This is a genomic window from Cytobacillus sp. QJM3NY_8 (genome assembly GCF_056173585.1).
In genome coordinates this window covers 19299-32535 of the sequence record NZ_CM149681.1, presented here as the reverse complement: position 1 = coordinate 32535, position 13237 = coordinate 19299, and the positions used below count along the sequence as shown (strand labels likewise).

Annotated in this window: 14 protein-coding genes, 1 tRNA gene, 1 other RNA gene and 1 other annotated feature; of the genes, 4 read left to right on the top strand and 12 right to left on the bottom strand. The window is 44.3% G+C overall.

The window, feature by feature from the left end:
* Positions 1 to 105: 105 nt before the first annotated feature.
* From AC0VZ9_RS00155 to tadA, 7 genes are all read right to left on the bottom strand, one after another.
* Positions 106 to 369, bottom strand: a complete 264-nt coding sequence (locus AC0VZ9_RS00155) for a pro-sigmaK processing inhibitor BofA family protein (protein WP_009336777.1) — start codon at positions 367 to 369, stop codon at positions 106 to 108.
* Positions 370 to 490: 121 nt separating this feature from the next.
* Entirely contained in the window at positions 491 to 709 is a 219-nt protein-coding gene (locus tag AC0VZ9_RS00150; protein WP_009336776.1) for a YaaL family protein, read from the bottom strand.
* Between the two features lie 17 nt (positions 710 to 726).
* Complete coding sequence (gene recR / locus AC0VZ9_RS00145; RefSeq protein ID WP_009336775.1) at positions 727 to 1323, bottom strand: recombination mediator RecR; 597 nt, start codon at positions 1321 to 1323, stop codon at positions 727 to 729.
* Positions 1324 to 1484: 161 nt separating this feature from the next.
* On the bottom strand, positions 1485 to 1808 hold the full coding sequence (locus tag AC0VZ9_RS00140) for a YbaB/EbfC family nucleoid-associated protein (protein ID WP_009336774.1): 324 nt from the start codon (positions 1806 to 1808) through the stop codon (positions 1485 to 1487).
* Between the two features lie 22 nt (positions 1809 to 1830).
* Positions 1831 to 3528, bottom strand: a complete 1698-nt coding sequence (dnaX, locus tag AC0VZ9_RS00135; RefSeq protein WP_009336773.1) for a DNA polymerase III subunit gamma/tau — start codon at positions 3526 to 3528, stop codon at positions 1831 to 1833.
* A 138-nt stretch (positions 3529 to 3666) separates the two neighbouring features.
* An RNA gene (ffs, locus tag AC0VZ9_RS00130) (signal recognition particle sRNA large type) lies at positions 3667 to 3931 on the bottom strand.
* Positions 3932 to 4010: 79 nt separating this feature from the next.
* The gene (gene tadA / locus AC0VZ9_RS00125; RefSeq protein WP_009336772.1) at positions 4011 to 4547 is read right to left on the bottom strand and encodes a tRNA adenosine(34) deaminase TadA; all 537 of its coding nucleotides are present in this window, start codon (positions 4545 to 4547) and stop codon (positions 4011 to 4013) included.
* A 77-nt stretch (positions 4548 to 4624) separates the two neighbouring features.
* On the opposite strand from tadA, the gene AC0VZ9_RS00120 reads away from it, so the two are divergent.
* From AC0VZ9_RS00120 to AC0VZ9_RS00105, 4 genes are all read left to right on the top strand, one after another.
* A complete protein-coding gene (locus AC0VZ9_RS00120; RefSeq protein WP_009336771.1) occupies positions 4625 to 5200 on the top strand; it encodes a cysteine hydrolase family protein in 576 nt (191 codons plus the stop codon).
* Between the two features lie 46 nt (positions 5201 to 5246).
* Positions 5247 to 6533, top strand: coding sequence for a LysM peptidoglycan-binding domain-containing protein (locus tag AC0VZ9_RS00115; protein ID WP_009336770.1), 1287 nt, complete (start codon positions 5247 to 5249; stop codon positions 6531 to 6533).
* A gap of 189 nt (positions 6534 to 6722) precedes the next feature.
* Positions 6723 to 7364, top strand: coding sequence for a deoxynucleoside kinase (locus AC0VZ9_RS00110; protein WP_009336769.1), 642 nt, complete (start codon positions 6723 to 6725; stop codon positions 7362 to 7364).
* The gene (locus AC0VZ9_RS00105; RefSeq protein ID WP_009336768.1) at positions 7361 to 8029 is read left to right on the top strand and encodes a deoxynucleoside kinase; all 669 of its coding nucleotides are present in this window, start codon (positions 7361 to 7363) and stop codon (positions 8027 to 8029) included. Before AC0VZ9_RS00110 ends, AC0VZ9_RS00105 begins: the two co-directional genes overlap by 4 nt.
* 211 nt (positions 8030 to 8240) lie before the next feature.
* Here the strand turns inward: AC0VZ9_RS00105 and AC0VZ9_RS00100 are convergent.
* The 5 genes from AC0VZ9_RS00100 to AC0VZ9_RS00080 all read right to left on the bottom strand — a co-directional run bounded on the left by AC0VZ9_RS00100 (position 8241) and on the right by AC0VZ9_RS00080 (position 12986).
* A tRNA-Ser gene (locus tag AC0VZ9_RS00100) sits at positions 8241 to 8333 on the bottom strand.
* An 89-nt stretch (positions 8334 to 8422) separates the two neighbouring features.
* The gene (gene serS, locus AC0VZ9_RS00095) at positions 8423 to 9700 is read right to left on the bottom strand and encodes a serine--tRNA ligase (RefSeq protein WP_071157667.1); all 1278 of its coding nucleotides are present in this window, start codon (positions 9698 to 9700) and stop codon (positions 8423 to 8425) included.
* Between the two features lie 52 nt (positions 9701 to 9752).
* Positions 9753 to 9977 (bottom strand) — a binding site (T-box leader).
* Between the two features lie 61 nt (positions 9978 to 10038).
* Positions 10039 to 10626 carry a pyridoxal 5'-phosphate synthase glutaminase subunit PdxT gene (pdxT, locus tag AC0VZ9_RS00090; protein ID WP_009336765.1) on the bottom strand — a complete coding sequence of 196 codons (588 nt, stop codon included), beginning with the start codon at positions 10624 to 10626 and terminating at the stop codon, positions 10039 to 10041.
* A gap of 12 nt (positions 10627 to 10638) precedes the next feature.
* Positions 10639 to 11520 carry a pyridoxal 5'-phosphate synthase lyase subunit PdxS gene (pdxS, locus tag AC0VZ9_RS00085; RefSeq protein WP_009336764.1) on the bottom strand — a complete coding sequence of 294 codons (882 nt, stop codon included), beginning with the start codon at positions 11518 to 11520 and terminating at the stop codon, positions 10639 to 10641.
* Positions 11521 to 11681: 161 nt separating this feature from the next.
* Positions 11682 to 12986 (bottom strand): D-alanyl-D-alanine carboxypeptidase family protein, encoded by a 1305-nt coding sequence (locus AC0VZ9_RS00080; RefSeq protein ID WP_226280800.1) that lies wholly within the window; start codon positions 12984 to 12986, stop codon positions 11682 to 11684.
* Positions 12987 to 13237 lie beyond the last annotated feature (251 nt).

Below are 13237 nucleotides of genomic sequence, written 5' to 3'. Positions count from 1 at the left end.
GTCGTGGTGACGACTTTTAATATATTACCACCGTTAAAAAGAACTGTCAACAGAATCACTAAAAAAAATTAAAAAAGAAAAAAGCCGCATTAAACGGCTGTACAATTAAATAATCCATGTCTGTATGGCAACGAGTGCAAACAATCCAGGAATGCCTAGAAATCCGGAAATGGCCGAAGTGGCCAGGTTTATGGGAACATGTATGCCAGCCTGATTGCCGAATGCATTTAAGAAAAATAGAAAGAGGGCTCCTATGATCAGTTTAATGGCTCCCTGCCCTATAAATCTTACTGGCTTTACTGGAGCTCCTATAAATAGAAGCAATAAGATTAACCCTCCTAAAATGGAGATCACTGCAATAGGGTCCAAAAGAAAAATCCTCCTTTCAGGAAACTTGTACTACTAATTTATGATTAGCGCGTACAAAAAAGACCTTGGAGGAGGACAAGTATTTTGTAATGATTGATTTTCTTTCCGCAATGGGAACAAACTACATTCTGACTCTTACATTTCTCTTTTTAGCTTCCCTGAAAAGAAAAAAGTACTTAGCTTCGGCCAGCTTCGCCTGGCTGATTGCTTCCGGGGATGGATCAAAGCTCTTTTCCACTAGCGATTTCTGGTTGTTCCAATCTGTTTTCAATCTGTTCAGCTGCTCCAAAAGCTTCTCATCAAACTCGCTTCGAAGCCATCCTTTCCTGCGAAAAAACATAAATTCCGCCTCCGTACTTAAACTTCTCTTCTGCCTTCTAATGCTTTTGATAGCGTTACTTCATCAGCATACTCTAAGTCTCCGCCCACTGGCAGGCCATGGGCAATCCGGGTAGCCTTTATGCCGGATGGCTTAATCAGGCGGGAGATATACATGGCTGTTGCTTCCCCTTCGATATTAGGATTGGTGGCAAGAATAATTTCCTGTACTGTTTCATCCTGAAGCCTTTTCAATAAATCAGGAATATTGATATCTTCCGGCCCTATTCCATCCATCGGTGAAATGGCTCCGTGAAGGACATGATAAAGTCCGTTATATTCCTTCATCTTTTCCATGGCAATAACATCTTTCGGATCCTGGACCACACAGATTACTGACCGGTCGCGTCTCTGGTCCTCACAAATATAACACGGGTCCTGATCAGTGATATGGCCGCAGACAGAGCAGTAAGATAAATTTCTTTTCGCATTGACAAGCGCCTTGGCAAAATCCAGCACAGTATCTTCTTTCATACTTAAAACAAAAAACGCCAGACGCGCAGCCGTTTTTGGGCCGATTCCGGGCAATTTCATAAAGCTGTCAATCAGCTTTGATATTGGTTCAGGATAGTGCATGTATAATTCCTCCTATATGAAAAGGAAAAGCGCCGCGAGCATGACTGACTGATGAAGATTCCCATCAGTCTATGTTCGCTGGCGCTCAGCCTGTCCGTTCTTTCGTGCATACCTCTATTATAGATAAAACATGCAAGAAAGCACTCGTTCAGGACGTTTTATTAAAACATTCCCGGCAGGTTCATTCCTTTAGTAAATTGGCCCATTGTGTCGTTTGTTAAGTCATCCGCTTTTTTCAGTGCATCGTTCGTTGCCGCCAGAACAAGGTCCTGAAGCATATCAATATCTTCCGGATCAACAACTTCTTCTTTGATGTTTACTTCTAATACTTGTTTATGTCCGGATACAATGACAGTCACCATTCCGCCGCCAGCTGTTCCTTCAATTCTTTTTTCGCCAAGCTCTTCCTGTGCCTGAGCCATCTTCTTTTGCATTTTCTGCATTTGTTTCATCATATTTTGCATATTTCCCATTCCACCGCGCATTTTACATACCTCCAGCTATTTTCTATTCTTTAATTTCAATTAGTTCAGCGCCAAATAATTTGACCGCTTCAGCCACATGGGGCTCTTCCTCATTTCTGCCGAAGCCCTCACCAGACTCATCTCCGTCACGCTGGCTGCGCAGGAAATCCTCCCTGACACTTTGCCATTGTTCATCCGGAATGCCAACCAGCTGCAATCTCTTGCCTAATAGCTCAAACATGACATTCGCCAGTGTATCCAGGAATTTCGCATTATCCATGGCCATCTGACAGTGGATTTCATATTTGAACTTTACGATAAGAGCTGTTTCGGATGCGGCAACAGGTTCTGCTTCATTGAGAAGCGCTGCCTGAGAGCGCATCTGGTTTTGAACAAGCAGATTCAGCATTTCACCCCAGCGGCTTTTTACAGCCACCAGGTCGTTTTTCGTTGCCTGCTTCAGGACTTCATTCACTTTTCCTACTGGTGCCTGGAATCCTTTACGTGAACTTCTCTGCGGTTTTTTCTGTACAGCAGGAGCTCCATCATCTTTCACCGCTATGCCGTTTTTCTTTAATTCCGCCAGCTCATGCTGAAGCTGTTCGATTTTTTGCATCAGCGGCTTGATGTCTGCAGACTGTCCTGATTTCTCTCGCTGTTCAAGCTGGCACAGCTTCACAATCGCCACCTCCAGGAAAATCCTCGGATGGTTGGTCCATCGCATTTCCTGCTGGGCTTTGTTCAGCACCTCAATCAGTTCATAGAGCTCTTCCGGCTCGACTTCCTGGGCAAGCTGCTGGAATTCTTCATCAAGCATGACTCTTTCCAATGATTCCTCCAGCCTTGGAGCTGCTTTATATAAGAGCATATCCCGGTAATACAGGATAAAGTCTTCTATAAAACGGGCTGGATCTTTCCCCTGAAAAAGGAGCTCTTCCAGAAATCCCAGCCCGGATGCGGCATCCCTGTCTTTAACCGCTCTTGCCAGCTTATTCAGAAACCCTTGTGACACAGCACCTGTTACAGACAGGGCATCTTCAACTGTAACACGATCCTGGCTGAAGGAAATTGCCTGGTCAAGCAAGCTAAGGGCATCACGCATACCGCCTTCTGCGGCTCTCGCAATGATCTGCAGTGCCTGGTCCTCATATGCTGCACCTGTTTCATCCGCAATCAGCTTCATTCTCCCTGTTATCGCCTGAGCCGTAATCCGTTTAAAATCGAATCGCTGGCACCGGGAAATTATCGTCAGTGGAATTTTATGAGGCTCTGTAGTGGCTAAAATAAATATGACATGCTTAGGCGGCTCTTCAAGCGTCTTTAACAGGGCATTGAAAGCGCCAATGGAAAGCATATGTACCTCATCGACGATGTAAACCTTATACTTTACAGCGTTCGGGGCATATTTCACTTTGTCCCTGATATCCCTGATTTCTTCTACACCATTATTGGATGCAGCATCAATTTCAATGACATCAGGAATAGAACCGTCTGTAATGCCTCTGCAGGCAGCACACTCATTGCACGGTTCAGTAACCGGAGCCTTCTCGCAGTTAACAGCCTTTGCGAGAATTTTAGCTGCACTTGTTTTACCTGTTCCGCGGGGGCCGGAAAACAGATAGGCGTGTGATATCTTCTCCTGAAGCAGGGCGTTTTGCAAAGTCTTTGTCACATGTTCCTGTCCGACGACATCGATAAACTGCTGCGGACGCCAAACACGATATAAAGCTTGATAACTCACTGACACGCCCCCTTCCTATGTATAGTCCTTTATCTATTATAACGTATCTATTTTCCTTTTTACAAAACCTAGAGCGAAATAAATTACAACAAAAAACCCATCCTGCAAAAGGATGAGTTTTATTTACAATATAAACTGCCGTGCACCTTCCGTCGACTGACGCCCATAGGCGTTACTTAAGCAGTTAGCTCGGCCCAGGCAACCCTGCGGCACATGGGAGCTTCCACTTAATGCTGCTTCCTTCCGGACCTGACATGATTCATGGATTCCCATTGCGCAGGACCCGGGCGTCAACACCACTTACTTAAGGCAGGCCCTACAGGACATCAGCCTCGGGAAGGGATTCAGCCTCGCTAGAGCGGATTGCGAGTACAGGGCACCGCTACCTCCCCGCCTAGCACGGCAAAGTTGATACCATATTTAGTTGCGTCTTTGTCCGACGCATTTATAAGTATACTAACATTTAGGTGAAAAAGCAATGCCTAACCATTGTCAATTCCTGTATCAAGTTCCATCTGCAGCAATTGCCTTCTTTTTTTCTCTTCTTTCTTGCGCTTTCGCAACCCTCTGAAAAAGCTCGAAAGCATCTCGCCGCATTCTTCTTCCAACACCCCTGGCACAACTTCACTCTGGTGATTGAACCGCTCATCCTGCAATAGATTCATAAGCGTCCCGGCACAGCCTCCCTTTGGATCCTTAGCCCCATACACCACCTTTTTGATGCGCGAGAGAATAATGGATCCCGAACACATCGGACAAGGCTCTAAGGTAACATAAAGAACAGCATTCTCCAGCCGCCAGGTTCCGAGGTTTTTGCATGCCTGATCAATGGCAAGCAGTTCTGCATGCGCAATCGCAGTCTGATTCACTTCTCTCAGATTATGTGCCCGGGCAATGATTTCCCCTTCCAGAACAATGACTGCCCCAATTGGAACTTCTTCCAGACCTTCCGCCAGCTTTGCTTCTTTAATGGCCTCCTGCATATACAGTTCATCTTCAGTGAATGATGCTTGCCTCATTATATCTTCATTCCTTCTCTTAACATCTGTGTAAAAGCCGCCCCTTTTACAAAAAATAACCTTAAAGGAGCGATACCATGAAAAATCCGCAAGCCTATAGACCGGCTCTTATCATTATTGACATGATTAACGACTTTAATTTCCACCATGGAAGGATCCTTGCTGACAAAGCTTTGAATATCGCAAAACCCATCAATACATTAAAGACCGCTTTCTATGAGCAGGATCTCCCTGTCATTTATGTGAATGATCATTATAATCTCTGGCAGGCTGATCTGGATACAATTACGACTCATTGCCGCAATCCTATCAGTGCACCTATCCTTCATGAGATGCACCCATCGCCGGATGATTATTTTTTAATAAAGCCTAAGCATTCCGCCTTTTATGGCACTGCCTTAAATACCCTTCTGCACCAGCTCGGCGTCAATATGCTTGTCATGACAGGCATCGCTGGCAATATCTGTGTCCTATTTTCGGCCAATGATGCCTATATGAGAGAATATCATTTACATATACCGCATGACTGCACCGCTTCTAATGATGACCACGATAATGAAAATACCTTAAAGATGATGGAAAAAGTATTAAAGGCCAATATATCTTCTTTCTCTGAAAACAATTATAACATTTCTTCTATGTTTCCTTCATAAAATGGCAGTAGTGTTCTAAGACGTGTTTTTCAGGGAGGGAGATAGATTGCAGATTCATGTGGTTCAGCAAAACCAGTCTTTGTTCGGCATTGCCCAGGCATATGGAACGACGGTTGAAGATCTGATAGAGGCAAATGAAATTCCCAATCCAAATAATCTGGTGATCGGCCAGACACTTGTTATTCCGATAATAGGACGCTTTTATTGGGTTCAGCCCGGAGACAGCCTTTACTCAATTTCAAGAAGGTTCGGCATTTCTTATCAGCAGCTCGCATCTGTCAATGGGATTTCGGTGAGCCAGCCGCTGCAGGTGGGGTTCCGCCTTTATATCCCGCCACGCCCGAAAACGAACGCAGAGTTCAATGCCTATGTGGAGCCAAGAGGCGATACAGTCGCCCCTGAACTGGTAGAAAGCGCAAGAGAGGCTGCGCCTTATTTGACCTATCTGGCACCTTTCAGTTTCCAGGCCCTTCGAGATGGTTCTTTGAAGGAGCCGCTTCTGAATGATTTCCCGGCCATAGCGAGAGCCAATAATAATGTATTGATGATGGTTATTACCAATCAGGAAAACGATCAGTTCAGTGATGAACTCGGCAGGATATTGTTAAATGATATGGCGATTCAGAATAAATTCCTGGATAACATTACAGCCACAGCAAAAAAATATGACTTCAGGGATATTCATTTTGATTTCGAGTTTCTGCGCCCCGCTGACCGGGAAGCCTATAACAATTTTCTCAGAAAAGCGAAGGCAAGATTCGAGCAGGAAGGCTGGCTGATTTCTACAGCATTGGCTCCGAAAACAAGTGCAGAACAGCAAGGCCTCTGGTATGAGGCCCATGATTATAAAGCCCATGGGGAGATTGTTGATTTTGTCGTGATCATGACCTATGAATGGGGCTACAGTGGAGGCCCTGCAATGGCTGTTTCCCCGATTGGCCCAGTGCGGCAGGTTTTAGAATATGCCATTAGTGAGATGCCTTCTTCCAAAATTATGATGGGCCAGAACCTATATGGTTATGACTGGACGCTTCCTTTTGTTCAGGGCACCACTGCAAGAGCAGTCAGCCCGCAGCAGGCCATACAAATCGCTGCAGAAAATAATGCAGCCATTCAATATGATTACCAGGCGCAGGCGCCATTTTTCAATTACACAGCACCTGACGGCAAAAGGCACGAGGTCTGGTTTGAGGATGCCCGCTCCATCCAGGCCAAATTTGATTTAATCAAGGAACTGAAGCTGCGGGGAATGAGCTACTGGAAACTTGGCCTTTCTTTCCCGCAAAATTGGCTTCTGATTACAGAAAACTTCAACGTGACAAAAAGAGCTTGATCTCTCAGCAGCTGCCGCTTACAGGCAGCTTTTTTATTTTTCAGACTATATGCTCTTATTTTCTTATTTCCAGCTTAAATTCCATATCCCATCCACTCCATACTGTGATAAAATAAGCTTTGTGTCATTTTGGAACGTACCTATAAATGGTTTCTATAGATAAATAAGCAATGCAGGAGGGCGATCAATATGGGGGGAATACCTTTTATTACAGTAGAGGGGCCGATTGGCGTTGGGAAAACATCTCTCGCTAAAGCGATTTCTGAAAAATTTCAGTATGCACTCTTAAAAGAAATTGTTGATGAAAATCCTTTTTTGGGTAAATTCTATGAAAACATTGAGGAATGGAGCTTTCAGACTGAAATGTTTTTCCTCTGCAACCGCTACAAACAGCTGGTTGATATCAACAATCACTACCTTGCTCAAAAAAAGCCTGTTGTGGCTGATTATCATATTTTCAAGAATCTTATTTTTGCCCAGCGCACATTAAATCAGAATGAGTATCAGAAGTATTTGAAGATCTATGACATTCTGACAGGTGATATGCCAAAGCCGAATGTCATTATCTATCTCAATGCAAGCCTTGAAACACTGCTCGATCGAATCGAGCTGCGGGGCCGTGAAATTGAAAAGAATATCAGTCCATTATATCTCGAGCAATTATCCCTTGATTATGAAACGGCTATGAATGAGTTCGAGAGGCAGCACCCGGATATTCCAGTGATCCGTTTCAATGGAGATCAGCTGGATTTTGTGAAAAATGAATCAGACTTAATGCATATATTCGATACATTGTCGACATCATTAAAAAAGAGGAGCATACACTTATGAATCTAAGGCAAAAATACGAGATTCCTTCGAACGCAGTGATCACGATTGCCGGAACCGTCGGAGTCGGAAAATCAACGATGACCAATGCGCTTGCGGACGCACTGGGGTTCCGAACCTCTTTCGAAAAGGTTGATACGAACCCTTACCTGGATAAATTCTATGCAGATTTCAACCGCTGGAGCTTCCACCTGCAGGTATACTTCCTGGCGGAACGGTTCAAGGACCAGAAGCGCATCTTCGAATATGGCGGCGGCTTTGTTCAGGACCGATCCATTTATGAAGACACCGGCATATTTGCGAGAATGCATTATGAAAAAGGCACCATGTCAAAGGTAGATTACGAAACTTACACCAGCTTATTTGATGCGATGGTGATGACACCTTATTTCCCGCACCCTGATTTGCTTATTTATCTGGAAGGATCCCTTGATGATATTCTTTCCCGCATCCAGGAGCGCGGCCGTCCGATGGAGCAGCAGACACCTATTTCCTACTGGGAAGAAATGCACCAGCGCTATGAAAATTGGATTAACAGCTTTAACGCATGCCCGGTCCTGCGCCTGAATATCAATGACTATGACATCATTCAGAATGAGCAATCCATTGAGCCGATTGTAGAGCGCATTTCTTACTTTTTAAGACAAACTCAATTATTAAAAAAATAACCGCCATTTAGGCGGTTTTTTGCTGTTTGATTAATGGCCCCGAGTACTTAGCAGAAATGAGAATCGCTGACGAAATTCTTTCCCCGGTCCTCCAAAAAATATTTTTATCTGTCAATTTCAACAGAATGAAATTATATAACAAAAAAACCGCTGATCATCAGCGGTTTTATGTATCTCCAATTTTTATGCGCGTGTTAGATGTCAATTAAAATGGAGGAGGAAAGGGGATTCGAACCCCTGCGCGGTTTGACCCGCCTGTCGGTTTTCAAGACCGATCCCTTCAGCCAGACTTGGGTATTCCTCCGCATCGACAAGAAATACTATATCATTTCTAAATAGGCATGTCAACATTATTTTTATAAAAAAAAGAGCGGATCAAAACCCGCTCTTCAATTAAGGCTTTATAACTTCGCGATTGCCCATATACGGACGCAATACCTCCGGAATGATGACACTTCCGTCAGCCTGCTGATAATTTTCTAGAATAGCTGCCACCGTGCGGCCGATCGCAAGGCCAGATCCATTCAGTGTGTGCACATGCTCCGGCTTGCCTTTTGCCTCGCGGCGGAAGCGGATATTTGCACGTCTTGCCTGGAATCCTTCAAAGTTACTGCAAGAAGATATTTCTCTATACGTGTTATAGCTTGGAATCCAAACTTCGATATCGTATTTCTTCGCAGCTGTGAATCCAAGATCGCCCGTACACATGCTCATCACACGGTATGGAAGGCCAAGCATCTGAAGGACTTTTTCCGCGTGTCCTGTCAGCTTTTCAAGTTCCTCATAAGACTCTTCTGGCTTAACAAATTTCACAAGCTCGACTTTGTTAAACTGGTGCTGGCGGATAAGCCCGCGAGTGTCACGGCCGGCAGAACCCGCTTCAGAACGGAAGCATGCACTAAATGCCGCATAGTTTATCGGAAGCTCGTCTGCATTCAGAATCTCTTCCCTATGCATATTGGTGACAGGCACCTCAGCGGTTGGAATCAGAAAATAATCTTCGCTTTCAATTAGGAATGCATCTTCCTCGAATTTCGGAAGCTGTCCTGTTCCTGTCATGCTTGCACGGTTAACCATGTACGGAGGAAGAACCTCCTTATAGCCATGCTCGTCTGTGTGCAAATCAAGCATGAAGTTGAATAAGGCTCGCTCAAGGCGGGCACCAAGGCCTTTGTAGAATACAAAGCGGCTGCCTGTTACTTTGCTCGCACGTTCGAAATCAAGGAGATCAAGATCTGTCGCAACATCCCAGTGCGGCTTTGGCTCGAAATCAAATTCACGGACTTCTCCCCATTTGCGGATTTCCACATTATCATCTTCTGTTTCGCCGACAGGCACACTTTCATGCGGAATGTTCGGAATGCTCAGCAGCAATTGGTCCAATTCTTCCTCGACTGTACGGAGCTCCTCATCCAATGCCTTGATTTTATCGCCGACTTCTCTCATTTCAGCGATTAAATGGTCTGCATCCTGCTTTTCGCGCTTTAAGGCAGCCACCTGCTGGGATACTTCATTTCTTTTGCTCTTCAGCTGTTCTGCTTCTACAATTAGCTCACGTCTTTTTACATCCAGATCTTCGAATTTTCCAAGATCGGTTAAATCTTCGCCACGGTGCTGAAGCTTGTTTTTCACTTCTTCAAAATTGGCTCTTAAAAACTTAATGTCCAGCATTTTTTAGTACCTCCTGAAAATAGTTTAAAACACAAAAAACTCCCGTCCCCAAAAAAGGGACGAGAGTTACCCGCGTTGCCACCCTAGTTGAAAGCATGAGCTTTCCACCTTAAATCCATAACGGTTTTAACCGAAAGCATTTACTTTTCCCGAGTAGTACCGGGTGTTCCATGCTTTGCTCGAGGATGGATTCACAGGGTTTATTCACCGGTTTCCACCAGCCACCGGCTCTCTTTTAGAACAAAGTCCTGTTACTAGTTCCTCTCATTGCTTTTCAGCTATAAGAATTTTGTAATTCATAATGTACTACAATTATGTTCCATTTGCAACCAAAATATTCAAATTGTTAATTGCTTGGACTCTTTGATCATTTCAACGAAATAGCCTGTCAGGCGATGGTCATCCGTTAGTTCCGGATGGAATGAGCATCCGAGGAATCTGCCTTCGCGCGCCGCCACAATCCGGCCATTGTGCTTGGCCAGGATTTCAACATTCTCTCCAGCCTCCACAATATGCGGTGCACGAATGAATACAGCTGCAAAATCTTCTGCCACTCCGGCAATATCAACATCCGCCTCGAAGCTTTCGCGCTGGCGGCCAAATGAATTTCTTTCCACCTGGACGTCCATCACACCGATATGCGGTTCATCATAGCCAATGATATTATTCGCAAGAAGAATTAAGCCTGCACATGTCCCGAACATCGGCTTTCCTGATTGCGCAAACTCCTTAAGGCTGTCCATAAAATCATATTTATCAATCAAGCGTCTCATGGTCGTGCTTTCGCCGCCAGGCAAGATAAGCCCGTCTACCTCGTCAAGCTGCTCTTTGCGTTTGATGACTACAGCTTCGGCGCCGGATGCTTCTACAGAAAGAACATGCTCTCTGACCGCGCCCTGCAGCCCTAATACTCCAACCTTTATCATGTTCAATTCTCCTTACCAGCCGCGCTCCTGCATACGAGCTTCAGGAGCCAATGAAGAAATTTCAATTCCCTTCATCGGTGTGCCTAGTTCTTTTGAAAGTTCAGCAATTAATTTGTAGTCCTGGTAATGTGTAGTTGCTTCCACAATGGCACGTGCAAATTTCGCAGGGTTTTCAGATTTGAAGATGCCTGATCCTACGAACACTCCATCAGCACCAAGCTCCATCATTAGAGCTGCATCTGCAGGTGTTGCAACGCCGCCTGCTGCGAAGTTTACGACTGGAAGGCGTCCAAGGCTCTTGATTTCCAAAAGAAGCTCATATGGCGCTCCCAGAAGCTTAGCTTCTGTCATTAATTCATCTTCGTTCATGCCGACAACCTTGCGCACCTGTGCATTCACCTTGCGGATATGGCGGACAGCTTCAACGATGTTTCCAGTTCCAGGCTCACCCTTTGTGCGAAGCATGGAAGCACCTTCACCAATACGGCGTGCTGCTTCGCCTAAGTCACGGCATCCGCAAACGAATGGAACTGTGTAGTCTCTTTTATTAAGATGGTATTCTTCATCAGCAGGAGTTAAAACTTCACTCTCATCTATGTAATCGACACCCATCGCTTCAAGCAGACGAGCTTCTACAATATGGCCGATACGCGCTTTTGCCATTACCGGGATTGAAACTGCACCCATTACTTCTTCCATAATACGCGGATCTGCCATGCGTGCCACACCGCCGGCTGCACGGATATCAGAAGGAACGCGTTCAAGTGCCATAACTGCTACTGCACCAGCTTCTTCTGCGATTTTTGCCTGCTCGGCGTTAACAACGTCCATAATAACGCCGCCTTTTTGCATTTCTGCCATTCCCCGTTTAACACGATCTGTACCTGTCTTCATGTTTATCCCCCTTCGTAAATACCATCTGCTTTGGATGGGTTAAATATTATGATAAAAATCATTTTTCAAAAAAAGGAAAATAGATTATTTTACTAGGAATTTTCCCTATTGAAAATATGCAATGAAAAAGGGCTCCTGTCAAGACAGGAAAGCCCTTTTTCTTAAAACCAACCTTTTACAGTTGAGGAAACACTTCCCCAAACATCCCCGAAGAAACCTCCGATGCTGCGCATAGTCAGCACGAACCAGTTTGCTTTTTCAACACTTTCAGCGGCTACGACATCCACTTGAATATTGCCTTTGCCTTTATCGGACAAGAACTCAATCTTCCCGTCCTCTTTCGATTCAATCGTTAGATAGCCGATTTTTTCTCCTTTTTTAATAGGAGCTGTCAATTCGCCGTTTTCATTTAATTTCTCTTTATCAAGAACAAGAACAGGCTTATAGTTTTCTTTTTCCCCGTTTCTTACAACCATTTCGATTGCATCTTTAGAAGAAATCTTTACTTTGTCCTCTTTGCCTTTTGTAACAGGCACTGTTTTCTGGCCTTTCACCTGATAGTTGGCAGGAACGATTTCTTCTTTCGTGAAGTTGCTGAAACCAAAGTCGAACATTTTTTTTGTTTCATCGAATCTGGATTTGTAAGTAGCCTGACCATTCGCACCTTTAGCGTTCATGACAACACTGATGTAGCGGTTGCCATCTCTCATGGCTGTACCGGTAAAGCAGTATCCGGCAAAGTCAGTCGTACCTGTTTTAAGGCCATCTGCACCTTCATAGCCATATACTAGCTCTGGAAGCATCCAGTTCCAGTTTTCCATTTTAATTTCATCATCTGTACCCTCTCTGAACGTCTTTCTAGGGGTACTTGCTGTTTCCAATACTTCAGGGAATCGGTTAATCAATTCCTTGGCCAGCATCGCTGTATCTTTTGCTGACATCACGTTTTCTTCTTCAGGGCCTCCTGCAGGAGGAGATCCCTTTAAATCACGGTTGTTTAAACCGCTGGAATTGACAAATTTATAATCCTTTAATCCAAGCTCTGCAGCTTTTTCGTTCATCATTTTAACAAAGTTTGTCTCAGAACCGGCAATCGTTTCTGCAATTGCGATGGTTGCACCATTTGCAGAGTAGATCGCCATTGCTTCATACAATTCACGGATATTGTATTTTCCGTCTCTTCTTAGTGGGACATTTGATAAATTGCGATCCTGTGAAACTTTCCACACATATTCACTTACTGCATATTCCTGGTCCCACTTCACTTTGCCTTCTTCAACGGCTTCAAGAAGCAGGTATTCTGTCATCATTTTAGTCATACTGGCAATGCCCAGTACTTTATCCGCATTTTTTTGATATAAAATTTTTCCGGTCTCTGCATCTACTAAAATAGCAGCATCTGCATTAATGTTTAAGATATCTTCTGCATGAGCTTTATGTATACCAGGTAAAAGACCTAATATCATGACCAAGGCAAGGAATCCAGCGATAGACTTACGGTAAAATGTTTTCTTCAATTTACTGCCCTCCAACGTTTTAATACACTTTTGTTATTTTATCATAACTCTGGTGCAAAGAATAGATAGAGTAATTACCTATTCCTGCCTGCCCCGTGGCATGATTGTCCCATAGTTATGCATTAGTATTTTCCTAGGTTTGATCCCAGGATATTTTAGGATAAAATGACTCTGTTAAACTGGCTATGATTTCCGCTGCA

Coding starts and splice junctions, on each gene's coding strand:
- AC0VZ9_RS00150 (WP_009336776.1), bottom strand. CDS start 709: ATGTTTTTTCGCAGGAAAGGATGGCTTCGAAGCGAGTTTGATGAGAAG.
- recR (WP_009336775.1), bottom strand. CDS start 1,323: ATGCACTATCCTGAACCAATATCAAAGCTGATTGACAGCTTTATGAAA.
- AC0VZ9_RS00140 (WP_009336774.1), bottom strand. CDS start 1,808: ATGCGCGGTGGAATGGGAAATATGCAAAATATGATGAAACAAATGCAG.
- tadA (WP_009336772.1), bottom strand. CDS start 4,547: ATGAGGCAAGCATCATTCACTGAAGATGAACTGTATATGCAGGAGGCC.
- AC0VZ9_RS00120 (WP_009336771.1), top strand. CDS start 4,625: ATGAAAAATCCGCAAGCCTATAGACCGGCTCTTATCATTATTGACATG.
- AC0VZ9_RS00110 (WP_009336769.1), top strand. CDS start 6,723: ATGGGGGGAATACCTTTTATTACAGTAGAGGGGCCGATTGGCGTTGGG.
- AC0VZ9_RS00105 (WP_009336768.1), top strand. CDS start 7,361: ATGAATCTAAGGCAAAAATACGAGATTCCTTCGAACGCAGTGATCACG.
- serS (WP_071157667.1), bottom strand. CDS start 9,700: ATGCTGGACATTAAGTTTTTAAGAGCCAATTTTGAAGAAGTGAAAAAC.
- pdxT (WP_009336765.1), bottom strand. CDS start 10,626: ATGATAAAGGTTGGAGTATTAGGGCTGCAGGGCGCGGTCAGAGAGCAT.
- pdxS (WP_009336764.1), bottom strand. CDS start 11,520: ATGAAGACAGGTACAGATCGTGTTAAACGGGGAATGGCAGAAATGCAA.
- AC0VZ9_RS00080 (WP_226280800.1), bottom strand. CDS start 12,986: ATGATATTAGGTCTTTTACCTGGTATACATAAAGCTCATGCAGAAGAT.